Raw genomic sequence first — 23,798 nt, 5'->3', positions numbered from 1 at the left:
CGGACTTTTTCTATTTATAAACGGGAAGAAAAATCTTTCTTCCGCATGATCCCTTTTTCATCCTTATTCTTCATTTCCAGTTTCAAAGGATGAAACCAGCAGTTTCTCGGTGTGAAACTGTCAGTTTCAAGCAATGAAACTACTGGTTTCACGGCATGAAACTGAGAGTTCCAAGCCATGAAACAAATCTGGGAACATGGAGATGAATTTTATCAGGTTGATAGCTCCTGAAAAGCAGGTCCGGTATTACTTAATAATAGTCACAGTGCCTTCTGCAAGCTGCCTTTCCTTAACCGGGGCAGCTGCCGCATAACCTAAAGCAGCGCAACCGTACACACGATGATTTTCGGGAATACCCAGCTTCGTCAGGAAAGCACGTACCTCAGGATCATCATAAGTCTGCCCCAATTGATTGATCCAGCAGGAACCTATTCCGAGAGATTTTGCAGCAAGGAAGATATTCTGCATGGCACAGGCACAATCCATAGCTGCCCACCACTGCGTCGGTTCATTGGATACGATGACAAGCGTAGGCGCATGATAATAACAGCAATAGGTCTGGCTGTGTCCACGCTCCTGCAAACGGGGCTCTTCACTCTTGGCAAAAGCGCCTTTGATCTTCTCATTCAGTTCTTCCAACACCGCGGCATTCTGAATGGCTGTGAAATGCCACGTCTGATAGTTCATACCACTGGGCGCATAGGTTGCCGCTTCCAAAATAGCATTCAGATCTTCTTGTGAAATCTGTTGTTCCGTATAAGCGCGTACACTGCGACGCGACTTGATGGCTTTTAAAACTTCATTCATACTCTTTATTTTTTTGTCAATCCAATCTTTACATTCAGTCTGAAATAATACACGCCGTTCTCTTTTTCCAGAAAGCCGTACTTGTCCTTGTCTACCGAGCCTTTCTCCAAACGGGTATTCAGGAAGAGGAAATCGGCAAATGTCCGGTGCTCCGACTTATGATAGCAAAGCACTTCTCCTTCTGCATCCACCAGCAGAATACCTTCTACGGCAGAGTCCGTACCGTTATAAATCTTTGCCGGACGCATGCCAAAGGCAAGTGCCAACAAGAACTGCTTCATCTTAAACTCGTAGAAACCATGCTTGTTTATCAGCTCATCTTTTATCTTCAAGGGATTTATCTCTTTGATGCGTTCCGTCAGTTCACTGATACGGGCTATGCCGTCGAGATGCATCATACGCACCATTTCAGCCAGCATACGAGGAAAATGCAAATCAATCATCAGCAAATTACAACGGAATACACGGTCGGCTACATCGGAATATTTCAGTACTCCGCCCAGACGTTCAATCATCAGCATACGCTCAGCCACCTCCGTAGGAGACTCCGGCAAAGCATTCACCTTATTCACCGTAGGCGTGGCAAATTTAACACCCGACTGTTCCAGTTTCAGATTTGCCGTACGTCCGCCATCAAGCAACGGATTCATTGAACTGAGCCGACAACGGACATTGAATCCCGTCAGCGGAGCCTCGGGATGCCAGAAAGCTACTGAGAAATCCGTACGGTCTTCCGTCTTCGCTTCCAAGTCGTAGATATTGACCGCATCCAGAAATGCCTCCAGTCCTTCGGGAACTTCAATGGCATCAGTGCCACTGGTAGTCTTCAGTAACTCAAGGATAAACTCGGCCGCTCCGCCAAAATCTTCACGGGGGATGACTTGTTCCTCCTTATCGGCTGCAACAAATGCCCCCTCCTTCTCTATCACACCACTGACAATGCGGACATTGCCCTGCTCTATATAATAACGACGCGTACCGTCATGTTCCTCCCTCTGTATCAGCGCAACAGGCCAACACTTCGTTTCATCCTTCCGGACTTGCGGTGTACCCAGTGAAACCTTTCCGTCTGCCAGGAGGCGAAAGAATGTGTAGAGTTCGCCCAACTCACGTTTTGTAGCTTCGAATGCCATAATAAATTGTTTTTTTTCCTAATTAACAAGTGTGCAAAGATAATGCAAATCGAAGGTAGAACTTTCATGCTGGCATGAAAAAGTTATGCTGAAGTGCAGCTTATTTTATCTAAAGATAAGGAAATCCCCCCAAAAGAAAGTGAATGGACAAACTATTTCCATGTAGAAACGTTCTACTTAAAACATCAAACATTTAACTCCCTATAGCATGGAAAATGAAAAGAATATAGTAGCCATCACAGCTACACCGAATGGGCCTTTCATTGTGGAAGGCAATTTTAAACTGATAGACAGAGAAGGAAAAGCGGAAATACGAACAGGCAGAATTGCCTTATGCCGGTGCGGTAAGTCCTATAAACAACCCTTTTGCGATGGTACACACCGGAAAATCCACTATAATGATTTATCTTTGAAATAAATGTACTGGATCACCAGAAAGCCGGAGACATTACACTTCCTCGAAGCGTAATGTCTCTACTTTTTCCAGACGCGCCCTCAACTTCGGCATCATCGACTTCCGGATGCGAAGTGTCATACGGCAATCCATATCATACGACTGTTCCAGAATTTCCGGTTCTTCTTCCTTTACGATACGCATTACATCATTCATAAAGGGATATTCAAACAAGAAGGTCACTGCTTCGTCCACCGTTTTCTCTATCACTTCGGCAACAGCTATCGCCTCAGCAGCGGCAGCTTTATAAGCAACAATCAGTCCGCTTGTTCCCAACTTTATGCCACCGAAATAGCGGACAACGATTATCAGTATATCCGTCAGTTCATTGGAGTTTATCTGTCCCAGGATCGGCTTTCCTGCCGTACCGGAAGGCTCTCCGTTATCATTGGCGCGGAAATCTTTACGTTCGGGCCCCAGCATATAGGCGTAGCAGACGTGGCGGGCATCATAATATTTCTTCTGATAAACTTCCAGATGCGATTTTACCTCATCGACAGTACGCACGGGCAAAGCGATAGCAATGAACTTGCTGCGCTTCTCAGTGTAAATCCCTTCGGAAGGGGCGTTTATGGTTTTGTAGGTATCTTCACTCATGCTGCAAAGATAAGTATTCTTATTGTTATGAGAAAATAGTTTCTAATCCTCTCTCTTTTTCAGACGAAACAGGCAGACTTTAGAAGTTTTTTCGTAAGTTTGTCAAAAGTACAGCGCATTCCATAGAAAAAAGTCTGATTATGAGTATGTATCAGGGCCTCATACTGATAATCTTAGCATGCAAGGTCCTCCCATAAGTAACATTTATTACTATGAACAACAAGCTGTTTACCTTTCTCGACCCTCTGCTGGGTTACATCGACAATGGTCGTTTCTTCCGCGAACCCTTCCGCTGGCTCTATGTCATCTTTGCCGTATTGAACTTGCTGTTTCCTATTTTTATACTGGCAAAGGTCATCGAGATGGACTTCTTCAAATATGCCGAAGGGAAATTAATCCTTGCTTTCATTCTGCTGTTCATTATCCTTTGCGCAGGAGCATGGGGAAGCTATCTGCTCTGGATGAACCGGAAAAACAAGCTGAAAGAAGCTATTCAGGAAGAAAATGAATTCATTGCCATTCCTGTTGTATCGCACCTGACGCAGACGATGGGTGAATGGCTGGGACTTTATATCGGTGTCATCGGTACACTGTGTTCGGTGGTTATTGCAATCTTTGCTGCCAATGAAATCAGATACATACTGCCGATACCTTCCGGTATGTTCTTCCTGATGCCTATATACGGCTTCCTGATTGTGGTGTTCGCACGCCTGCTTGCCGAGTTGTATCGCGCATTGGCCGTCATTGCCAACAACACCAAGAAATTGACAAAGACAGAAGCAAAAGCCGAAGCCAAACTGGAAGATATAGAAGATATAGAGGAAATCTAAATATATGAAGAAAGTAGTCATAGCTATTGACTCCTTTAAAGGATGTTTACCCTCGGCAGAAGCTGGAAAAGCAGCTGCCGAGGGTATTCGTTCCGTATACCCGGAATGTGAAGTTATCTGCCTGCCCATAGCCGATGGGGGCGAAGGAATGCTGGATGTGCTGATTATGGCAACCAGCGGTCAAGAAGTTCCGATCTCCGCCCACGATCCATTGATGAGGTGGCGCAATACTTATTACGGCATTTCCGAAAATGGGGAAACAGCTTTCATAGAAATGGCAAGCATCAGCGGATTGCCTTTAGTTCCACCGGAAAGAAGAAACCCGATGCTGACTACCACTTACGGCACGGGAGAAATCATTCGTGATGCTCTGGAACGTGGTTGCCGCAACTTTATCATTGGCATTGGTGGCAGTGCAACCAATGATGCGGGGTTAGGAATGCTTCAGGCATTAGGCTTTCGTTTTTCAGACAAGAAGGGTAAAGAAGTAGGGACAGGCCGTGGAGAAGTATTAATAAAAGTAGCGCATATAGACAATACTTTTGTCCATCCGGCTTTAAACAGTTGCCGATTTACTGTTGCCTGCGATGTACAAAATCTATTCTATGGTCCCGAAGGAGCGGCTTATGTCTTTGCACCTCAGAAAGGAGCAGACCGGGAAATGGTGGAGGCATTGGATGCAGGACTGCAAAACTTTGCAGAAGTCATCCGTCATACGACGGGAAAAGATATTTCCCATCACCCCGGAGCCGGTGCCGCCGGAGGTATGGGTGGTAGTCTGCTGGCTTTCCTGAATGCGGAACTGAAACCCGGCATACAACTGATGCTGGAAGCTCTTGACTTCAGTAATAAAATAAAAAGCGCTGACCTGATCATTACCGGAGAAGGAAAAGCTGACCGGCAAACATTGATGGGAAAAGTTCCTTCCGGCATACTTGCTGAAGCCCGGAAACAAAATATTCCGGTAATCCTGTTAGCCGGCAACATAGAAGATTCAGATGAATTACAACAAGCCGGGTTTGAAGGGGTCTTCTCTGTTAACCCTCCATTCATATCGTTAGAAGAAGCCATGAGACTGGAAGTTGCACGCAAAAACATACAGCAAACAGTCGAGTCTATTTGCAAGAAATAAATGATTAGATGCAAGTGTGTCTCCGTATCAGAGTTTATGTATCACTCTGCGACAACGTTTCATTTCCCTTTCCGTCAGTCCGGGATGTTGTTTCGTTCCGCCTTTCTCGATGGCTGAAACAACTTTAAAGCCGCTCCATTTCAGGATTTCTTTCAGCGCTTTTACTACTCCCCTTGTCTGATTAAAGAATATATTGAAAGGATATGGAGTAGTGCAAGTGCTTACGATAACTGCCTTTTTACCTTTATGCAGGCCGATAGGAATACCTCGTGAGGTCTCTCCCATCATTCCGTAAACGATGCGGTCGAACATCACTTTCAGTTGTCCCGGCAAGTTTCCCCAATAACAGGGAGCGCCGATTATCAGTGCTTGTGCTTCTTCTATCTGCTTCAGCACACGTTGTGCATCATCCTCGGGCAAACAACATTTCAGTTTCTCACGGCAACTCATACAGCCGATGCAGGGACTGATTTGCAGGTCAGCCACTCTAATCACGGTAACTTCGTCCCCATTCGCCCGGGCTTCCGTTTCCATCAATTGCAGCATTTTCAAGATATGTCCTTGCTTGCGGGGACTTCCGTTGATAATCAGTATTTTCATAATTAGTCCGTATTTACGCAATTCCCAATAACTGGACGTCAAACACCAAAGTAGAGAAAGCAGGAATAGGGCCACTGCTACGTGTACCATATCCCATTGCATAAGGAATATAAACAATCCAATGATCTCCTACATGCATTCGTTGCAGGGCTATCTGCCAGCCTTCAATGACTTCATTCAGACGAAAAGCCTCAGGGTAATTCCGTTTCCAGGAGTTATCGAACTCGCGGCCATTTATCAAAGTGCCTTTATAATGCACAGTTACGATACTATTCAAACGGGGAGTATTGCCGCCATTCCCTTCTTCCAATACCCGATATAGAATTCCGCAAGGCAGTTCCCGGATATCATTCTCTGCACGCAAAGCCTCCAGGTACCGCTCATTCTGCAATTTATATTCTTCTTTTCGTCCCAAAGTTATAAATGATTCTTCTTTCCCACAAAAGTACAACATTTATGCTATCCACCCAAATATGGAATAAGCTCATCGTGCGTTTTTGGAGATTATATGAATAAGCGGTATCTTTGCTCCATGAAAAAATTAGTTATTGTCGGATGTGGACGACTGGCCGGAATAGTTTCGGATGCAGTTGTTAATGGCTTATTGCCGGAATATGATTTAGTTGGAGTTTACTCACGCACAGCAGAAAAAGCTGAACGTATAGTTAGTAAAATGCAGCAACACGGGAAATCCTGCGTAGCATGTACAACCCCGGAAGATTTACTGGCACTGAAACCGGATTATCTGGTAGAAGCAGCCTCTCCTGCTGCCATGAAAGAGTTTGCATTGCCCGCCCTAAAGAACGGTACTTCCATCGTCACCTTGTCTATCGGTGCTCTGGCAGACACTGCATTCTATCAGGAAGTGATGGAGACTGCCAAAGCGAACGGTACGCGTGTATACATCGTTTCCGGTGCTACGGGCGGTTTCGATGTTCTGCGGACAGCTTCTTTAATGGGAAATGCAAAAGCTAAATTCTTTAATGAAAAAGGTCCTGATGCCTTGAAGGGAACAGCTGTATATGATGAGACATTGCAAACGGAGCAACGTGTTGTCTTCTCAGGAAATGCTACTGAAGCCATAGCCATGTTCCCAACAAAAGTCAATGTAGCCGTTGCTGCTTCACTGGCCTCCATCGGCCCGGAGAATATGGAAATGTCCATGCAATCCACTCCCGGATTCGTGGGAGACACTCAAAGAGTGGAAATAAAGAACGATCAGGTGCATGCCGTAATTGATGTGTACAGCGCCACCGCTGAAATTGCAGGGTGGTCTGTTGTGAACACCCTGATTAACATAACATCACCGATTGTATTCTTCTGATTACATTATCGGTTATATGCTTCTATATTGGCCAGTACTTTCTCGCTCAGGCGGTCAAACGCCTGACGGGTACGGCCTGTAGACACCTGCATACAGCGGACATGCGGATGGCTTAAAAGATGCGCTCCACCCAAAGCTCCCAGTGTATCACAAAAACAAAGGTTATCACCTTTCAGCCACTTAACGAACGCGGGTTCGTCCCACGCCGGAGACAGCCCGGTATTGAACAATATCTTTTTATTTCCGAGTTGTTCGAACTCAGCCTCATGCAACAGGACTGTATTCTTATTGAGACAACAGAAAACGACTTCACTCTGAGAAAGAAGTTCTCCCAAGGGTAAGAAACGATATCCTTTGGCAGCCGCATCCTCTTTTTCACTACGGGCAAAATAAGCGATATCCGCCCCAAAGAATTTCAATGCATCGGCAATCATGCCACCGGATTTACCCAATCCTATGACACCTACTTTCAGCCCTGTGATCTCCCGGGGCATTTCTTCCCAGGATTCCTGACCAAATCCATGCAGGCAACGCACCAATTCGCTGACTACATATTCCACCACACCTTCATCCCCATAATCCCGGATACCGGTTACAGTAATCCCCCGTTCGTTCGCATAACGAATGTCTACATTGGCACTCTCCGGCGAATACAGCGAACAGCACATACCGATATATCTTATATTTGGACACTTCTCGAGCACACTCCTGTTTATTTGTGAAGTATAACTCAATAGCACAGCATCGGCATCTCCGATACGGGCTACTATTTCATCATCCCCTGCCGGAACATCAGGGAACATCACTACCTTTTCTGCATACGAATGCAGTGCTTTTTCTGCTGACGGAATCAGACTTACGGGTTCTATTGCTACAAGTTTACGAAACATAGTTTTTTATTTTAGAGAGGACGAAGTTAGCAAAAAGAGTGATATAAAACAAAAGAGCTGCCATCGATCATACGTGACAACTCTTTCTTACTATCTTTACGACAATACTTTTTCTTGTTCTTATGCGGACGATCTTTTGCAATCCAACGTCCACCATTGCGTTCCATCTCTATCAAGCGGTTCGCTTCCTTGAATGCCGACAGGGCATCCCTACGTTTTTTCGTCTTCATTGTTCTACAATTTTTATACATTACAATATAGCTGAAAGGCTAATGTTTTGCAAAGATAATGCAAATTGAGCGCAGAACTTTCATACTTGCATGAAAAAGTTATGCCGAAACTATCCTCTGCTGCCCAAACTATTCTTATCCGGATTTATCTCCGAAACCATATTGCGCACTTCTTTCTTATCGACTTTGGAATATAAGCCCAATTGTCGTCCAGGTAATGTTCCTTCAGCATCTTTTTGTATCTTGCTCTTCTCTTCAAGAGCCTTTTCATCTTTTTTATCCATATCGTTATCTGGTTTAGGTTATTTACTGATATACTAACAAACAGATGCTCCTTAAAGTTCTACTTTGCTGCAAAAAAAGAGAGTTGACAGGGACATTGCCAACTCTTTTTTTTTAATTCTTCAGAATAGAGTATTATTTCTTACTCAATTTCAGCTCCGTAATAAAAGCGGCAACAAGCCCTATACCACCAAATACAAGTACACATGCTCCATAAACCAAGGAAACTGTTTCTCTATACACACGCCAATCATCCATATTCTTATCCAAATATCCGGGAACCGATGAAGTACAGATAATAAAACCTATCAACAGACCTAACCCCATACCCAGCAGAAGACATCCTATCTTCAACGCCGAAAAAGAATAATTACTGTGAAATCTCGGTATAGATGCCACATCCGGTTCATATTTATCTCCCATTTTCTCAATAAGCATCAACCGCTCTTTCTTACATACAAACAGTTCAAACAGTTTGTAAATCCCTACAGTAATGATTGCCATTATCGCAGGCACCATAATAAAATTCATCATATTCGTTTCGTTTTAAATTAGTATTTTTGTTCCTTTGTACACTTTAGACGCAGTGTCTTGTGTAAGGTTACACATTTCATCGAAAAAAAATATTTCTCAGAAACAATGTAACCTCCTACAAAGAGTTGCGTCTAAAAGGCAGAATGGAGAATAACGAAACACATATTATCCAACGCATACTGAGAGGGGAAACTGCTCTATACGAATACTTCCTGAATCAACACGGTCAACAGGTCTTTTCTCTGATTGCCCGCATTATCTGTAACCAGGAAGATGCCGAGGAGTTGACGCAAGACGTTTTTCTAAAAGCGTTCCAGCACCTCTCCTCTTTCAAAGCCGAAAGTTCGTTCTCAACATGGATTTATTCCATTGCTTATAATACGGCGATTTCGGCAACCCGTAAGAAGAAATTCGATACCTTTGCCATGGATGATACATTGCTCGCCAACATTTCCGACCAACAAGTAGATGAAACGCTTAATGATGAAAGTGAGGAAATGATTATCAGATTAAACAGAGCCATAGAAAAACTTAACTCAGACGAGCGTGCCTTGATTACCTTGTTCTACTACGAAGAAAAGTCATTGAATGAAACTGCCCTGATTCTGGGCCTGACGGAAAGCAATGCAAAAGTAAAATTGCATCGCGTACGCAAAAAGATATATGTACTCATAAAACAAGAGGAAGTATGAACGAAGAACAAAAAGACAAAGGGCTGAAAAAAGCCATAAAAGAGGAAAACGGATTTCGTCTACCTTCCAATTTCGCCTACCATACCATGAGGAAGGTGGAAGAAACCATACGCTTACGCGAAAAGAAATCGGAACGAAGAACGCTGTTTGCTACGATAGCCGCTTCCATATTTTTAATAGGATGCTGCATTGCCGGATTAGTGATTTATTTCGGTAATACAATCAGGGAAGCCTTCACCCGCCCCGAAATACTGGAAACGGAAAAGATTCAAATTCCCTCATTCTATTTACTGATACTTATCGCAATGCCTCTGTTCCTTATCTTTGACCGCTGGATGAGGAAACGATATTTTAATAAGCATCACCCTTAAAGAAAAAGCGAGGATATCCTTTGCAGGAACATCCTCGCTTCACTTTTTTTATTCCATATTTTAATCCAGCTTATGAATCACCAACCCCGAACGTAGTTTCGGTTCAAACCACGTTGTCTTAGGCGGCATAATATTGCCCGTATCTGCAATATCCATCAATTGCTTCATGCTGACAGGATAAAGTGCCAAAGCCACTTTCATTTCACCACTATCCACACGCTTCTTCAACTCACCCAGACCACGGATACCTCCAACAAAATCAATACGTTTATCCGAACGCAGATCTTTGATGCCGAGAACTTCATCCAGAATAAGGTTGGAAGAGATAGTAACATCCAGTACACCAATCGGATCATTATCATTGTAAGTACCCGGTTTAGCGGTCAGACTGTACCACTTGCCATCCAGATAAAGGGAGAAATTATGCAAACTGGCAGGTTTATAGATTTCAGTGCCTTTTTCTTCTACCGTAAAATTCTTGCTGACAGCAGTCAGGAATTGTTCAGGCGTCAAGCCATTCAAGTCTTTTACAACACGGTTGTAATCAATAATGGTCAGTTGGTTAGCAGGGAAACAAACGGCCATGAAGTAATTATATTCTTCATTACCGGTATGGTTTACATTTTGCTTGGCTTTCTCCGCTCCTACCAAAGCGGCAGCGGCACTACGATGGTGTCCGTCGGCAATATAAAGAGCAGGCATCTTAGCAAATTCCTTCGTAATGGCATCAATGTCTTCCTGCTTATCAATAATCCAGAAAGTATGACCAAAGCCATCACCGGGAGCAATAAAATCATATACCGGCTTTTCGGCTGTATAATGAGCGATAATAGCATCCAGAGTAGCATTGTCAGGATATGCAAAGAATACCGGTTCGATATTGGCATTATTCACACGAACATGCTTCATACGGTCCTCTTCCTTATCGCGACGGGTCAGCTCATGTTTCTTGATGACACCGTTCATATAATCAGGTACATAGGCACCTACTACTAAACCGTATTGCGTTTTCCCATTCATGGTCTGCGCATAGACGTAGTAGTTTTCTTTATCATCCTGCACCAGCCATCCTTTGTCCTGAAACATCTGGAAGTTTTCGGCAGCTTTCTGATAAACACATTCATCATGTTCGTCGGTACCTACGGGAAAGTCTATTTCGGGTTTAATGATATGATACAACGATTTTTCGTTTCCTTTTGCCTCTTCACGCGCTTCTGCTGAGTTCAGCACATCATACGGACGGGAAGCTACTTGCTCCACCAGATCCTGCGGTGGACGGATACCTTTAAAAGGTTTAATTATTGCCATGGCTAGATTTATGATTTATGATTTATGATTTATAACTCATGAACTATGAAGACTTTTGCTTGGTAGTGAAAATACTACGCGAACAGCATACTTCAACGCCTTATCATACGTCAGTTTTTCCTTCATAAATCATAAATTATAAATCATAAATCTGATTATTTCTTATTAACACGGAATTTCTCGCAACCGTCTTTCAGGAAACCAACAATCTGTTGTGCAGCGGCAATACCGGCATTGATGTTAGCTTCAGCAGTCTGTGCCCCCATCTTCTTCGGTGTAGAGAAATAACGGCCTACGAACTTGGCAGCAAATGTTTCGTGAGCTGCGGGCATGATATCAGTCATGTATTTCAGATCACCGCGTTCTTCCATCAGCTGAATCAGTTCCGCTTCGTTGATAACTTCCTTACGTGCAGTATTTACCAATACACCACCCTTCGGCATTTTATTTACCAAAGCATAGTTGATAGAATTCTTCGTTTCAGCAGTAGCCGGGATGTGCAATGAAACTACGTCACAAGCAGAATAAAGCTCATCAGCAGAGTCAACAGCCTTCACACCGTCTTTCTCAATCACTTCTTTCGGACAGAAAGCATCGAAAGCAAAGATTTCCATACCGAAACCCTTGGCTATGCGAGCCACGTTGCGACCTACATTACCATAAGCGTGAATACCCAGTTTCTTACCCTTCAATTCCGTACCGGAAGTACCGTTATACATATTGCGGACAGCCATCACCATCATACCGAAAGCAAGTTCGGCTACGGCATTAGAGTTCTGTCCCGGAGTGTTCATTACGCACACACCATGAGCAGTAGCAGCTTCCAGGTCTACATTATCGTAACCTGCACCTGCACGTACTACAATCTTCAGTTCTTTTGCAGCGTCCAATACTGCGGCATCTATAATGTCGCTACGGATAATGATGGCATTGGCATCCTTCACTGCGTCCAGCAACTGGGCTTTTTCTGTATATTTCTCCAACAAGGCAAGTTCATAACCTGCCGCTTCAATTTCTTTGCGAATACCGTCTACAGCTACTTTAGCGAACGGTTTGTCGGTTGCAATTAATACTTTCATGATTCTTATGATATTAAAAAAAGACTCACCACAGATTACACAGATTATCACAGATTTTAATCATAAAACAATCTGTGGGATCTGCGTAATCTGTGGTGAATAAATATTATTAATGAAGTTTCTCAAATTCCTGCATGCAGTCAATCAAAGCCTGTACGCTTTCCTTCGGCATAGCATTGTAGCAAGATGCACGGAAACCACCCACTGAACGGTGTCCCTTGATACCTACCATACCTCTTTCTGTAGCAAACTTCATGAAGTCAGCTTCCAGTTCTTTGTATTCGGGAGCCATCACGAAGCAGATGTTCATGCGTGAACGGTCTTCCTGTGCGGCTGTACCTACGAACATCTTGTTGCGGTCGATTTCAGCATACAGCATATCTGCCTTTTCTATGGCACGACGTTCCATTTCTTTCACACCACCCTGTGCCTTGATCCAACGCAAAGTCTGCAATGCAGCATAGATGGGAACCACCGGAGGAGTGTTGAACATAGAACCGCTGTCAATATGTGTCTGATAGTTCAGCATCGTAGGAATATAGCGGGATACCTTACCCAAAGCGTCATTCTTCACGATAACGAAGGTTACGCCTGAAGGAGCCAGATTCTTCTGTGCACCGCCATAGATACAGATATATTTAGACACGTCGATAGGACGGGAGAAAATATCGGAAGACATATCGGCAATCATCGGAACGTTTACATCCAGGTCTTCTTTAAGTTCAGTACCATAAATAGTGTTATTGGTCGTGATGTGGAAATAATCAGCATCAGCAGGCACTGTATAATCCTTAGGAATATAAGTATAAGTAGACTCTGCGGAAGAAGCGACTTCAACTACTTCACCGAAAGCTTTGGCTTCTTTCATGGCTTTCTTAGCCCATACACCTGTATTCAGGTAAGCAGCTTTCTTTTCGAGGAAGTTGAAGGGGACCATGCAGAATTCCAAACTGGCACCACCGCCCAAGAACAGTACCGAATACCCTTCAGGGATATTGAGTAATTCTTTGAATAGTGCTACGGCTTCGTCCACAACAGGTTGGAAGTCCTTAGCACGGTGGCTGATTTCCATCAGTGAGAGGCCTGAGCCGTTAAAATCAAGAATAGCTTTTGCCGTATCCTCAATCACCTCACGAGGAAGAATAGAAGGTCCTGCATTGAAATTATGCTTTTTCATTTGAAGTTTGTTTTGGTTATACAATTTCGTTCATTAGTGTCTTTAGACCTTGCGAAATTACGGAAATATTTCTTTAAAACAAACCTTTCATAATGAAATTCTATTTTAACAGCGCATTTAGCTTACTTTTTTATGGTTTATACAGGATATATGCACCATTTTGTTATCCATACTTATCAAGAACGGACTTTTAGAAGAATCTAATAGTAATACGATTTTATTGCTTTACATTCAGAAGTTTAGACGCAAAAAAAGTGAATATTTATAAGAAAGCTTACTTAGCTTCCTCAATTATCGTCTTTACTCCTTTAATTTTCTCACCTTGTATCAACGTGAGCAACTGTTTCATCTTACTACGGCGCACAGCTACGAAAGCATAGTGTTCTTTCACATCCACTTGTCCCACATCTTCACGCACCAGTCCACCTTTCTTATATAAGAAGCCGACAATATCGATTTTGTTCAGCTTATCTTTCTTTCCTTTACCTATATATAAGGTAGCCCATCGGGACTTGGCCGGCTTCGGCAGTACTTCCGGAAACTCAAAGACTTCAATATCTTCGGGAATGTATTCAGGAACCCGTTCTTCATTGTGCAGGATGAGATAGGAATTTCCGTCAGCTTCCCAACGAGCCGTACGTCCGTTACGGTGCGTATAGGCTTCTTCATTGACAGGAAGATGATAATGAACTACGTTTTCTATACCGGGGATATCCAGTCCGCGGGCAGCAAGATCAGTAGAGATCAATACGGCACAACTGCCGTTACGAAACTTATAGAGCGCCCGTTCACGGTCGGGTTGCTCCATACCGCCATGGAACATATCGCATGGGAATTTCTTTGCTTGCAGATATCCGGTGACTCGTTCCACACTTTCACGATAGTTGCAGAATACAAGGGTAGAATGATAACCAAGCACACAAAGCAGGTTATAGAGAGTTTCCAGCTTATCTTTTTCGGGAGAAACAACTTTATGAAGTTTCAGACGCGGTGCAAGGGCATCAGGGTCCAGGAAATTCAGTTTGACAAGTCGAGAACCGTCAGCAGAAAGTTGGTCCTCGCCTCCTACTCCGGCAAATTGGGGAATTTCTTCAGCATCCGTAGCCGAAAGCAGAATACGCTTCTTTAATGACGGTAACTGTCCGATCACTTCCGCCATTTCATCGTGGAAACCGAACTCAAGGCATTTATCGAACTCATCTATCACCAATGTGGTGACGGTAGCCGCATCGAAATTCTCTTTCCGCAGATGATCGTTCATTCGTCCCGGCGTACCGATAATGACGGAAGGATGAATCCCCTTCATCGTCCTGTGCTCTTCCATTGCAGGACGACCGCCGTAACAACTCATAGCTTTAAACGGGGTCCCCATGGATTTGAATACCGTTTCAATCTGCAATGCCAGTTCTCGTGAGGGCACCAGAACAACGGCTTGTACGCCTTGCGCATCCGTTTTCAGAGTCTGCACCAGCGGAAGCAGAAAAGCCAGTGTTTTACCCGATCCTGTGGGTGAAAGCAGCACCAAGTCTTTATTTTCACGGTAAGCTTCCCGGGTTGCCTCTTGCATCGGGGTAAGTTGCTCTATTTGCAGATTACGCAGTATATCTTGAATTTCCATAATAATCTTTTGTTATGACGAGCCAAAGATAATGCAAATTGGGCGTAGAACTTTCATGCATGTATGAAAAAGTTAATAAAAAAACTCCTGCTCAGCCGTAGCCTTGCAGGAGTTTTCAAAAATATCGAAGTCATTTACCAATTTTAGCGTATGCCTTATCCGCCGAAGTTGTCGAACATCAAGTTCTGAGCCGGAACGCCGAGATCGTCGAGCATCTTCTCGACAGCTTTCGACATCGGGCCAGGACCACACATGTAGTATTCGATATCTTCGGGAGCTTCGTGATTCTTCAGATAAGTTTCGTAAATCACCTGATGAACGAAGCCCGGAGTATACTTCACGCCTGCTGCATCTGCTGCGGGATCCGGACGGTCCAAAGCCAGATGGAACGTAAAGTTCGGGAAATCCTTCTCGATTTGCAGGAAGTCTTCCAGATAGAACACTTCATTCAGCGCACGTGCACCGTAGAAGTAAGTCATCTTACGGTCTGTAGTATGCAATGTCTTCGTCAAGTGCATGATCTGGGCACGCAACGGAGCCATACCGGCACCACCGCCAATCCACATCATTTCCTTCTTAGAATCGAATATCGGGTGGAAGTCTCCGTAAGGACCACTCATGATTACCTTATCACCCGGTTTCAGTGTGAAGATATAAGAAGAAGCGATACCCGCAGGTACATCCATAAAGCCTTGTCCCTGATCTTTCGGCTTGAACGGAGGAGTTGCGATACGTACTGTCAACATGATACGGTCGCCCTCTGCCGGATAGTTAGCCATAGAATACGCACGGATGGTTTCTTCGTTGTTGTCACACTTCAGTGTAAACAAACCGAATTTCTCCCATGCCGGCAGATACTCGTCACCAATCAGGCTCTTGTCAATGTCCTTATTATAGTCCATTGAGTATTTAGGTATCTTGATCTGTGCATAAGATCCCGGGATAAAGTCCATGTGTTCGCCTTTAGGCAACGCAACGATGAACTCTTTGATGAACGTAGCCACGTTCTTGTTGGAGATAACCTCGCACTCCCACTCTTTTACACCCAGTACAGACTCATCAATCTTGATGCCCATATCACTCTTCACTTTCACCTGGCAACCCAGACGCCAATGATCTTGCACCTGTTTGCGGCTGAAATGAGGAACTTCAGACGGCAGAATCTCGCCACCGCCATCCAGTACCTGGCATTTGCACTGTCCGCAAGAACCCTTACCACCACAAGCGGAAGAAAGGAATATACCGTTCACAGACAACGTATTCAGCAACGTGGAACCGGAAGCTACATCCAGTACATTATCGCCGTTGATAGTCAGTTTTACATTACCTGAAGGTACCAGGAAGTTCTTGGCAACCAGCAGGATAACAACAAGCAGCAGAATAACCACCAGGAATACTCCAATGCTCGCTAATATTAAATTCATATCCATTGTTCTATTCCTTTCTTTATTAGATGTTCAAACCAGAGAAACACATGAATGCCATTGCCATCAGACCTACTGTAATGAACGTGATACCCAAGCCTTTCAGCGCGTCGGGCACGTCAGAGTAAGCCATTTTCTCACGAATAGCCGCCAGACCTACAATGGCCAGCAACCAGCCGATACCGGAACCGAGTGCATAAGAGATGGCATCCCATACGTCACCGATGTATTTCGGATCGCTCTCGCCCACATTGATACGTTGCTGCATGAACAGCGAAGCACCCATGATGGCACAGTTTACGGCAATCAGCGGCAAGAAGATACCCAGTGAAGCATAGAGGGAGGGACTGAAACGTTCCACAACCATCTCTACCAACTGCACGATACCGGCAATTACCGCGATGAAAAGAATAAAACTCAGGAAGCTGAGGTCAACGCCTTCAATGATAGCGTTGGCAGCCAGTACCTTGGTTTGCAACAAGTAGTTGACCGGAAGCGTAACCACCAACACGAAAGTTACGGCGATACCCAGTCCTACTGCGGTTTTCACGTTCTTAGATACAGCCAAGTAAGAGCACATACCCAGGAAGAACGCAAATATCATGTTGTCCACGAATATGGAGCGGACAAATAAACTTATTAAATGTTCCATAATCTTTATTGATTTATGAATTATGATTTATCGGTTATGATTTATCAGCACTGTAAGTAGCAGAAAATAAATCATAAATCTGAAATCATAAATCTACTTACTTTTCTTGCAATTCTTTGTGACGGGCACGTTGATACCAGATGATACAAGCACAGATGATCAAAGCCATCGGCGGCATCAGCATCAAGCCGTTGTTCACATAACCCAGGTTTGTCAGCCATTCATGGTTCAGAATATTGAAACCGAGCAATGTACCGGAACCTAACAGTTCGCGGAAGAAAGCTACGATAATCAAAATCTTGGCATATCCCAAACCGTTACCTATACCGTCGAGACAAGACTCCCACGGACCGTTCTGCATGGCAAACGCTTCCAGACGTCCCATCAGGATACAGTTTGTGATAATCAGACCTACATAAACAGAAAGCTGCACACTTACGTCATAAGCAAACGCCTTCAGTACTTCACTTACGATGGTTACCAAAGCGGCTACCACAACCAACTGAACGATGATACGGATACGGTTGGGAATGGTTTTACGCAACAACGAGATAACCACATTAGAGAAAGCCGTAATCACTGTTACCGAAAGCCCCATTACGATGGCAGGTTCCAGTTTGGCAGTTACAGCCAGTGCAGAACAGATACCCAGCACCTGTACGGTAACAGGGTTGTTCATACCCAGCGGGGTTGAGAATACTTCTCTATTTTTCTTTGAAAATAACTGTCCCATATCCTTTATTCCTCATCATTATTGGTTAAAAAACTCTTGTAACTATTCAGACAGGTTTTCAACATAACGTCTACACCTACAGATGTAATCGTACCACCGGAGATACCGTCCACCTGGTAATCAGGTTTTTCCACCTTACCGTTCTTCACAACCCCCAGGGCAACTTCACCATTGTCCAGCGTCTTCTTGCCCAGGAATTCATCCTGGAATTGTTGTCCGGCGATTTCGGCACCCAGACCCGGAGTTTCACTGGCATGAGAGAAGTAAACACCGTAAACGGTATCCTTGTCACTGTTCAGTGCAACATATCCCCAGATAGCACCCCAAAGACCAGCACCGTAAACAGGGAATACATATTTGGTTTCTCCATTCACTTCTGCAACAAATACGTGCAGACGCTGGTGTTCTTTAGCTTCTTTTTCGTAGCCGGTAGCAAATGCTCCGGTGTTCTCGGTCAGAGTACCGTCTACGTTCATCAGCATATCTCCTTTTACATACTTATTATATTCAGCCTCGGCATCTTCCACATTCTTGATGTTCAATGCAGCGAGTATTTGCTTCTTCGTATCCAGTTCCACGTTTTTATCCTGAATGCTTCTCAGTGAGGAACTAACGAATGCCAGCAAGAATGCAACGATAACAACCATTACCGAAGCATAAATGATAGTATAACTATTACTATTAGTATTCATTTTCTTCGGTATTTTAATTGTTAGACTTAATTGCACGTTTCTCGCGACGACTGATATTGCCCTGTACTACACAGTAGTCAATCAGCGGAGCGAAGATGTTCATCAGCAGGATGGCGAGCATCATACCTTCGGGATAACCGGGGTTCAGCACACGGATCACGATTGCCATGACGCCGATCAGGAAACCGAAGATATACTTACCCGTCTCGGTACGTGCCGAAGTTACAGGGTCGGTAGCCATAAATACGGCACCGAAGCAGAAACCACCCAGCACGAGGTGTTCGTACCAAGGCATCTGAGCCATCGGAGTGTCAGGACCGATAGCGTTGAATACCCAAGCCATGAACGCACCGCCCACGAATACGGAGAACATCGCCTTCCAGCTTGCGATACCCGTTGCCAGCAACAGGATAGCACCCAGAGCGATAGCAATTACACTGGTCTCACCGATAGAACCCGGTATCAAGCCCGTCACCATATCCCAGGAGAATGGCGGAACAGCCCCCGATGTGGCAGCCGCACCCAACGGAGTAGCTACGGTCAGTCCGTCAACCGCTTGTCCCAGACCGAAGATTGTGTCGCCTGATACCCAAACGGCATCACCGGACATCTTCGTAGGATATGCAAAGAAAAGGAATGCACGAGTGACCAGGGCAACGTTGAACACGTTCATACCCGTACCACCGAATACTTCTTTAGCGAAAATTACAGAGAATGCAGTAGCCACCGCCAGAATCCACAGCGGACAATCTACCGGAACAATCATAGGAATCAGGATACCGGAAACGAGGAAACCTTCCTGGATTTCTTCTTTCTTCCACTGAGCCACAACGAACTCAATGCCCAAACCTACTACATAAGAAACGATGATTTTAGGCAATACAGCCAGAAAACCGTAGGCAAACATTTCAATGAAGCTACCTGTAGCACCGGTATTCGTGAAATGCTGATAACCTACGTTATACATACCGAACAACAACGCCGGTACCAACGCAATGACCACCATCGACATAATGCGCTTGCTGTCGATAGCGTCGTGAATGTGCGTTCCCGATTTCGAAGTCGTGCTGGGGACGAACAGGAATGTTTCGAATCCGTCGAACACAGACTGGAATGCGTGGAATTTGCCGCCCTCTTCAAAGTTCGGCTTTATCTTGTCGAGATAATTTCTTAACGCTTTCATTTATAAGTATTAATTATATAAGTATTAATTATTAGGCCATTTCGGCGCGAAGCATGTCGAGTCCTGCACGAACGATACGTTGAACTTCTACCTTCGAAGAGCAAACGAATTCGCAGAGGGCAAAATCCTCGGGAGCTACTTCGTAGATTCCCAAAGCCTCCATACGGTCGATGTCACCCGCAATGATAGCTTTCACCAGATATTCGGGGAAGATATCCATCGGGAATACACGGTCGTACTCATTGGACATGATCATGTGGCGTTCACCACCCTTGATGCGGGCATCCAGCACATATTCCTTGTTGTTGCCCAGCAACCAGCTGAAGTAAGAACGGTTCACGCTGAACTGATTGAAACGCGGCATAATCCAACCCAGCATTTCGTGGATGTCATCGCCTTCGGGGATCACCGTGAGCTGGCTGTCGAATGCGCCGAGGAAAGCGTTCGGAGAAACCTTCTTGCCTGTAAGCACATTACCGCTGATGTAGCGCAAGTCTCCCTTGCCCGAGCTCACGTTTCCACTGAATACGTTTGTCAGCAAAGCACCTACTTTCAGTTTGCAGTATGCAGGTTTCAACACTTCGGAACCTGTAACGGCCACCTTGCGCGTCATGTCCACACGTCCTGTATTGAACAGGCGTCCGATGAATATAACGGCTTCCGGACTGATTGTCCACACAGTTTCGCCTTTCACGATAGGAGAAATGTGGTTGATCTGTACGCCTACATTGCCGGCCGGGTTCGGTCCGTCAAATGCGTTAATCGTTACATTCTTAGCTTGCGTCAACGCGGTTGCCTTTTGTTTTACACTAATACTCAGATACGTCTTTGCCATCTTGGAAAGAGCATCCAATCCTGTCTGGAAGTTTGCTTCCTCGCCTTTCAGAACGAATTCGAAATCGGGTGCCAGCGGGTTACTGTCGAAGGCCGAAACAAAGATAGCTTTCGGATACATCGTGGGGTCAGCAATCACGTCATAGGGACGCTGACGGATGAACGCGAACATACCTGCTTCCAGCAATGCGGCTTTCACTGACTCGCCGTTCAGGGAACTCACGTTTTTCTTACCGAATTCTTCATAGTCTTGCTCAGCCGCAGCTTCAACGACAATGTTCAGCACTTTACGACGTGCGCCGCGCTCCACACTTGTCACTACGCCGCTAACGGGCGAAACAAATTTCAATTCAGGATGATTCTTGTCGATAAACAAGGGTCCTCCGGCCATCACATATTCCTGTTCTTTGACTACTACCTTCGGAGTAATACCCGTAAAATCTTCAGGAACCAATGCGTAGAATCCCGGTTCTTTCACAGACATAAACTCCTGAGAAGCCTTACCTTTCAGGTTGATGTCAAGGCCTTTACGTAACTTAATTACATTTGCCATGCGTTTATATAAAATAATGGTTTCATTAATTTGCCGCAAAAGTAGCAAAAAAGAACGTGAATAAAGAGCAAAAAAGAAAGGAATTACGGATAAATTTCCGTAATTCCTTTCGTTAACGAACACGATGACAACAAGATGAGTTATTGTGTTTAATATTCTTCTGCAAACATCGGATCCCAAGCGGGCAAACGAATGGGTTTCTGCTTGAATATATCCATTACTTTGGCAGGAACGTATTTAGTCTCCAGCACCAGACGGAACATATATTCGTCGAACCATTCATCGGTCATGATCAGATGTCCCTGATAACCGCTGGTAGGTCCCCAACTATTTTCAACCATCCATTTCACGGGTTTTCCGTCTTTATTCAGATCCACAGCCATAAGGGTCATGGCATGAGACGAGCCGCTGGAGAAGGTTTGGATGCGTTGTTTCTTATCCATATTGAAAGTGGTGCCCATGAGCGATTCATAATCATAGTTTTTCACATCGAGCAAGCCACGCTCGGAATTCAGGAACTTGCCTACGTCGCAAGAGAAATACATCATGGTGCTGTCCTTCAGAGAAGTGATAGCCATCTCTTTGATATCTTCCACAGGCAGATTGACGTACGTCCAGTTCTTCCCATCGTAGCGATGACGGTCGTAATCTATTTCATAGCACTTGTAGTACTCGCGCGAGGGATCGTTCATAACCATCACATAATTGGTCAACAGATTCTCGTCGCCATACTTCTTGAGGAATGACATCGGAGTGTGATGTTCTGTTTCGGCAGGATTGCCCTGGGCATCTTTACGCACATAGTCAAATTCCGTAGGAGGAACGCCAAGATTCAGCACCAGCATGCGATAAATGGTACCGAGCATCGCAGTCTTTTCCTTATCCAGCGCCGCAGGTTTTGCCCCGTTAGAAGCCAGATCACGCAGTTGCAGACCGTATTCCTTTAACTTCAAAGAAATCAGATTTGCCATACGCGACGTATTGTCGCTGCTGTTCGTTTCCGGCATGGCTTCTTTAGGAACCAAACCATATTTACCTACAATGTCTGCAACGCCCGTAAAAGTTCCTCCATCGCTTAGCGGATGTTGGAAAAGCCATTCTACGGTTTTATCGTTCAAGGGTTTGTCACGGGTATCAATGATGCCTTGCAAAAAGAGGTTTGCCTTCTCCAGCTGGTCCCAGAAAAAAGGATAAATTTCCGAGAATTCAAAAGACTGGAAACCGTATTTACCGATGGCTTTGGCACGCATCACATTCAGTCCTGTGAAAAGCCAGCAACGACCGGATGATTTCTGGTCGGTGATGCCTTTCGAATTTACTTTTACGGAGAAATGAGTATCCATTCCGGTCAGATTCTCCTGGTTGAGGGCAAGTTTGCGGATGTCATTGTTGCCAATGGCATTACGCAGAGCTTTGTCGGCACTGGTTCCCTCGTAACTCTGTTTGATCTGGTTCAGCATCGCATCGCTGATACCGCCTTTCCTATCTTGCGCCTGTATGGAAAGTAATGCGGCGCTGAAAACAAAAACGGATAAAATTCGTTTATTCATAAATTATATGGTTTTTATAGTAATTGGTCTGTTTCTCTTGCTTCCTGTCACCCGAACCGTACCAAATCCGTGTTTGCTCCGTATCCAAGACTTTGGACTTGGTACGGACCAGGTACGGACCAGGTACGGGCCAGACACGGACCGGGTACGGAAGGGTTCTGAATATTGGTCTAATTATCCGATATGTCGAAAAAACTTATTTAGAATTTCTCACAGCCAAGCTTCAGATTACATGCAAAAATAGCCGTTTTTTTGAAACTTTTAGTGAAATCTTTAGATTTATTGTCTATCAATTTGAAAACTTATCCAAATAAATTAGTTTTCTTTGCACCCTCATTCGCACGATATGAAGAAATATATAATAGGTATTATGACGTTACTGCTTTCAGTAACAAGCCTTTCCGCTCAGGAAGCTACAAATTTGGTTAGCATCAGTGACACTACACCGGCATTGACTAAACGTGAACTACGAAAACAGAAGGTAGCGCAACGAAATTTGCACTACAACATTTTGGGTGGTCCGAGTTACACCCCCGACTTTGGTGCCGTACTCGGTGGAAGCGCCCTGATGACCTTCCGCATGAACCCAAGTGACACCACACAACTGCGCTCCGTGGTTCCCGTAGCCATCGCTTTCCTCTTCAATGGCGGTATCAACCTTTTCTCTAAACCCCAACTCTTTTTTAAAGGTGACCGTTTCCGCATCTTCGGAAAGTTTGCCTACAAGAATACGGAAGATAACTTCTATGGCTTGGGCTACAGCACGAACAAGAATTATGTCCGGAGCGACACTACCAGTCAGTATCGCTACAGCGGCATCCAGTTCAACCCCTGGTTCCTGTTCCGCCTGGGCAACAGCAACATATTCGCCGGACCGCAGATAGATATAAATTACGACGACATCACGAAACCAGCCAAATATCTGGTGGACGAACCGTCGTACAAAGCAGCCGGAGGAACGGACAAAGGATACAAGAATTTCAATTCCGGTGTCGGCTTCCTGCTGACCTATGACAGCAGAGACATTCCCGCCAATGCCTATCGCGGCACGTACCTGGATTTCCGGGGAATGATGTATACTAAATTTCTTGGAAGTTGATGACAATTTCTATCGTCTGG

Annotated in this window: 26 protein-coding genes and 1 pseudogene; 7 read left to right on the top strand and 20 right to left on the bottom strand. The window is 44.7% G+C overall.

The window, feature by feature from the left end; translation table 11 throughout:
* Positions 1-246: 246 nt before the first annotated feature.
* Both BACCELL_RS19125 and BACCELL_RS19120 read right to left on the bottom strand, forming a co-directional pair.
* On the bottom strand, positions 247-807 hold the full coding sequence (locus tag BACCELL_RS19125) for a nitroreductase family protein (protein WP_007213660.1): 561 nt from the start codon (positions 805-807) through the stop codon (positions 247-249).
* Between the two features lie 5 nt (positions 808-812).
* Positions 813-1,940: an HpaII family restriction endonuclease gene (locus BACCELL_RS19120; protein ID WP_007213659.1), complete on the bottom strand. Its 1,128-nt coding sequence runs from the start codon at positions 1,938-1,940 to the stop codon at positions 813-815.
* A gap of 208 nt (positions 1,941-2,148) precedes the next feature.
* On the opposite strand from BACCELL_RS19120, the gene BACCELL_RS19115 reads away from it, so the two are divergent.
* A complete protein-coding gene (locus BACCELL_RS19115; RefSeq protein WP_007213658.1) occupies positions 2,149-2,358 on the top strand; it encodes a CDGSH iron-sulfur domain-containing protein in 210 nt (69 codons plus the stop codon).
* Between the two features lie 30 nt (positions 2,359-2,388).
* Here the strand turns inward: BACCELL_RS19115 and BACCELL_RS19110 are convergent, their stop codons facing one another.
* Complete coding sequence (locus tag BACCELL_RS19110) at positions 2,389-2,991, bottom strand: IMPACT family protein (protein ID WP_007213657.1); 603 nt, start codon at positions 2,989-2,991, stop codon at positions 2,389-2,391.
* A 212-nt stretch (positions 2,992-3,203) separates the two neighbouring features.
* Between BACCELL_RS19110 and BACCELL_RS19105 the strand changes: the two genes are divergently transcribed.
* On the top strand, positions 3,204-3,821 hold the full coding sequence (locus BACCELL_RS19105; protein WP_007213656.1) for a hypothetical protein: 618 nt from the start codon (positions 3,204-3,206) through the stop codon (positions 3,819-3,821).
* Positions 3,822-3,825: 4 nt separating this feature from the next.
* Positions 3,826-4,953 carry a glycerate kinase family protein gene (locus BACCELL_RS19100; protein WP_007213655.1) on the top strand — a complete coding sequence of 376 codons (1,128 nt, stop codon included), beginning with the start codon at positions 3,826-3,828 and terminating at the stop codon, positions 4,951-4,953.
* 27 nt (positions 4,954-4,980) lie between these two features.
* Here BACCELL_RS19100 and BACCELL_RS19095 read toward each other — a convergent pair whose 3' ends face one another.
* Together BACCELL_RS19095 and bamJ are read right to left on the bottom strand one after the other, a co-directional pair.
* A complete protein-coding gene (locus BACCELL_RS19095) occupies positions 4,981-5,553 on the bottom strand; it encodes a flavodoxin family protein (protein WP_007213654.1) in 573 nt (190 codons plus the stop codon).
* Positions 5,554-5,566: 13 nt separating this feature from the next.
* A complete protein-coding gene (gene bamJ / locus BACCELL_RS19090) occupies positions 5,567-5,968 on the bottom strand; it encodes a BamJ family beta-barrel-assembly machinery protein (protein WP_007217913.1) in 402 nt (133 codons plus the stop codon).
* Between the two features lie 117 nt (positions 5,969-6,085).
* On the opposite strand from bamJ, the gene BACCELL_RS19085 reads away from it, so the two are divergent.
* Complete coding sequence (locus BACCELL_RS19085; protein ID WP_007213652.1) at positions 6,086-6,877, top strand: aspartate dehydrogenase domain-containing protein; 792 nt, start codon at positions 6,086-6,088, stop codon at positions 6,875-6,877.
* 5 nt (positions 6,878-6,882) lie between these two features.
* Here BACCELL_RS19085 and BACCELL_RS19080 read toward each other — a convergent pair whose 3' ends face one another.
* The 4 genes from BACCELL_RS19080 to BACCELL_RS19070 all read right to left on the bottom strand — a co-directional run bounded on the left by BACCELL_RS19080 (position 6,883) and on the right by BACCELL_RS19070 (position 8,813).
* On the bottom strand, positions 6,883-7,767 hold the full coding sequence (locus tag BACCELL_RS19080; RefSeq protein WP_007213651.1) for a D-isomer specific 2-hydroxyacid dehydrogenase family protein: 885 nt from the start codon (positions 7,765-7,767) through the stop codon (positions 6,883-6,885).
* Between the two features lie 26 nt (positions 7,768-7,793).
* Entirely contained in the window at positions 7,794-7,997 is a 204-nt protein-coding gene (locus BACCELL_RS19075; protein WP_007213650.1) for a hypothetical protein, read from the bottom strand.
* A gap of 110 nt (positions 7,998-8,107) precedes the next feature.
* A complete protein-coding gene (locus BACCELL_RS26965; RefSeq protein ID WP_007213649.1) occupies positions 8,108-8,281 on the bottom strand; it encodes a hypothetical protein in 174 nt (57 codons plus the stop codon).
* Positions 8,282-8,414: 133 nt separating this feature from the next.
* The gene (locus BACCELL_RS19070; protein WP_007213648.1) at positions 8,415-8,813 is read right to left on the bottom strand and encodes a DUF6249 domain-containing protein; all 399 of its coding nucleotides are present in this window, start codon (positions 8,811-8,813) and stop codon (positions 8,415-8,417) included.
* A gap of 143 nt (positions 8,814-8,956) precedes the next feature.
* Between BACCELL_RS19070 and BACCELL_RS19065 the strand changes: the two genes are divergently transcribed.
* Together BACCELL_RS19065 and BACCELL_RS19060 are read left to right on the top strand one after the other, a co-directional pair.
* Positions 8,957-9,505, top strand: coding sequence for an RNA polymerase sigma factor (locus BACCELL_RS19065; RefSeq protein WP_007213647.1), 549 nt, complete (start codon positions 8,957-8,959; stop codon positions 9,503-9,505).
* A complete protein-coding gene (locus tag BACCELL_RS19060) occupies positions 9,502-9,876 on the top strand; it encodes a hypothetical protein (protein ID WP_007213646.1) in 375 nt (124 codons plus the stop codon). The genes BACCELL_RS19065 and BACCELL_RS19060 overlap by 4 nt, the downstream gene beginning before the upstream one ends.
* A gap of 60 nt (positions 9,877-9,936) precedes the next feature.
* Here BACCELL_RS19060 and BACCELL_RS19055 read toward each other — a convergent pair whose 3' ends face one another.
* The 11 genes from BACCELL_RS19055 to BACCELL_RS19005 form a co-directional block, all read right to left on the bottom strand.
* The gene (locus BACCELL_RS19055) at positions 9,937-11,184 is read right to left on the bottom strand and encodes a DUF1015 domain-containing protein (protein WP_007213645.1); all 1,248 of its coding nucleotides are present in this window, start codon (positions 11,182-11,184) and stop codon (positions 9,937-9,939) included.
* 155 nt (positions 11,185-11,339) lie between these two features.
* Positions 11,340-12,263, bottom strand: a complete 924-nt coding sequence (locus BACCELL_RS19050) for an NAD(P)-dependent oxidoreductase (RefSeq protein WP_007213644.1) — start codon at positions 12,261-12,263, stop codon at positions 11,340-11,342.
* Between the two features lie 109 nt (positions 12,264-12,372).
* Positions 12,373-13,440, bottom strand: a complete 1,068-nt coding sequence (gene serC, locus BACCELL_RS19045; RefSeq protein ID WP_007213643.1) for a 3-phosphoserine/phosphohydroxythreonine transaminase — start codon at positions 13,438-13,440, stop codon at positions 12,373-12,375.
* A gap of 274 nt (positions 13,441-13,714) precedes the next feature.
* Positions 13,715-15,058 (bottom strand): DEAD/DEAH box helicase, encoded by a 1,344-nt coding sequence (locus BACCELL_RS19040; RefSeq protein WP_007213642.1) that lies wholly within the window; start codon positions 15,056-15,058, stop codon positions 13,715-13,717.
* A gap of 155 nt (positions 15,059-15,213) precedes the next feature.
* Positions 15,214-16,488 carry an NADH:ubiquinone reductase (Na(+)-transporting) subunit F gene (gene nqrF / locus BACCELL_RS19035; RefSeq protein WP_007213641.1) on the bottom strand — a complete coding sequence of 425 codons (1,275 nt, stop codon included), beginning with the start codon at positions 16,486-16,488 and terminating at the stop codon, positions 15,214-15,216.
* A 19-nt stretch (positions 16,489-16,507) separates the two neighbouring features.
* Positions 16,508-17,134, bottom strand: a complete 627-nt coding sequence (nqrE, locus tag BACCELL_RS19030; RefSeq protein WP_007213640.1) for an NADH:ubiquinone reductase (Na(+)-transporting) subunit E — start codon at positions 17,132-17,134, stop codon at positions 16,508-16,510.
* 97 nt (positions 17,135-17,231) lie between these two features.
* Complete coding sequence (locus BACCELL_RS19025) at positions 17,232-17,867, bottom strand: NADH:ubiquinone reductase (Na(+)-transporting) subunit D (protein WP_007213639.1); 636 nt, start codon at positions 17,865-17,867, stop codon at positions 17,232-17,234.
* A gap of 5 nt (positions 17,868-17,872) precedes the next feature.
* Complete coding sequence (locus BACCELL_RS19020; RefSeq protein WP_029328305.1) at positions 17,873-18,559, bottom strand: Na(+)-translocating NADH-quinone reductase subunit C; 687 nt, start codon at positions 18,557-18,559, stop codon at positions 17,873-17,875.
* Between the two features lie 13 nt (positions 18,560-18,572).
* Entirely contained in the window at positions 18,573-19,742 is a 1,170-nt protein-coding gene (locus BACCELL_RS19015; protein WP_007213637.1) for an NADH:ubiquinone reductase (Na(+)-transporting) subunit B, read from the bottom strand.
* Between the two features lie 31 nt (positions 19,743-19,773).
* Positions 19,774-21,129 (bottom strand): Na(+)-translocating NADH-quinone reductase subunit A, encoded by a 1,356-nt coding sequence (locus BACCELL_RS19010; RefSeq protein WP_007213636.1) that lies wholly within the window; start codon positions 21,127-21,129, stop codon positions 19,774-19,776.
* Positions 21,130-21,278: 149 nt separating this feature from the next.
* Positions 21,279-22,679 (bottom strand): C1 family peptidase, encoded by a 1,401-nt coding sequence (locus tag BACCELL_RS19005; protein ID WP_007213635.1) that lies wholly within the window; start codon positions 22,677-22,679, stop codon positions 21,279-21,281.
* A gap of 346 nt (positions 22,680-23,025) precedes the next feature.
* Between BACCELL_RS19005 and BACCELL_RS19000 the strand changes: the two are divergent.
* Positions 23,026-23,798, top strand: a pseudogene (locus BACCELL_RS19000) (BamA/TamA family outer membrane protein); the annotation flags it as partial.

It is taken from the genome of Bacteroides cellulosilyticus DSM 14838, from assembly GCF_000158035.1.
Lineage (GTDB): Bacteria > Bacteroidota > Bacteroidia > Bacteroidales > Bacteroidaceae > Bacteroides > Bacteroides cellulosilyticus.
This window is presented reverse-complemented; position numbering and strand designations above follow the sequence as displayed.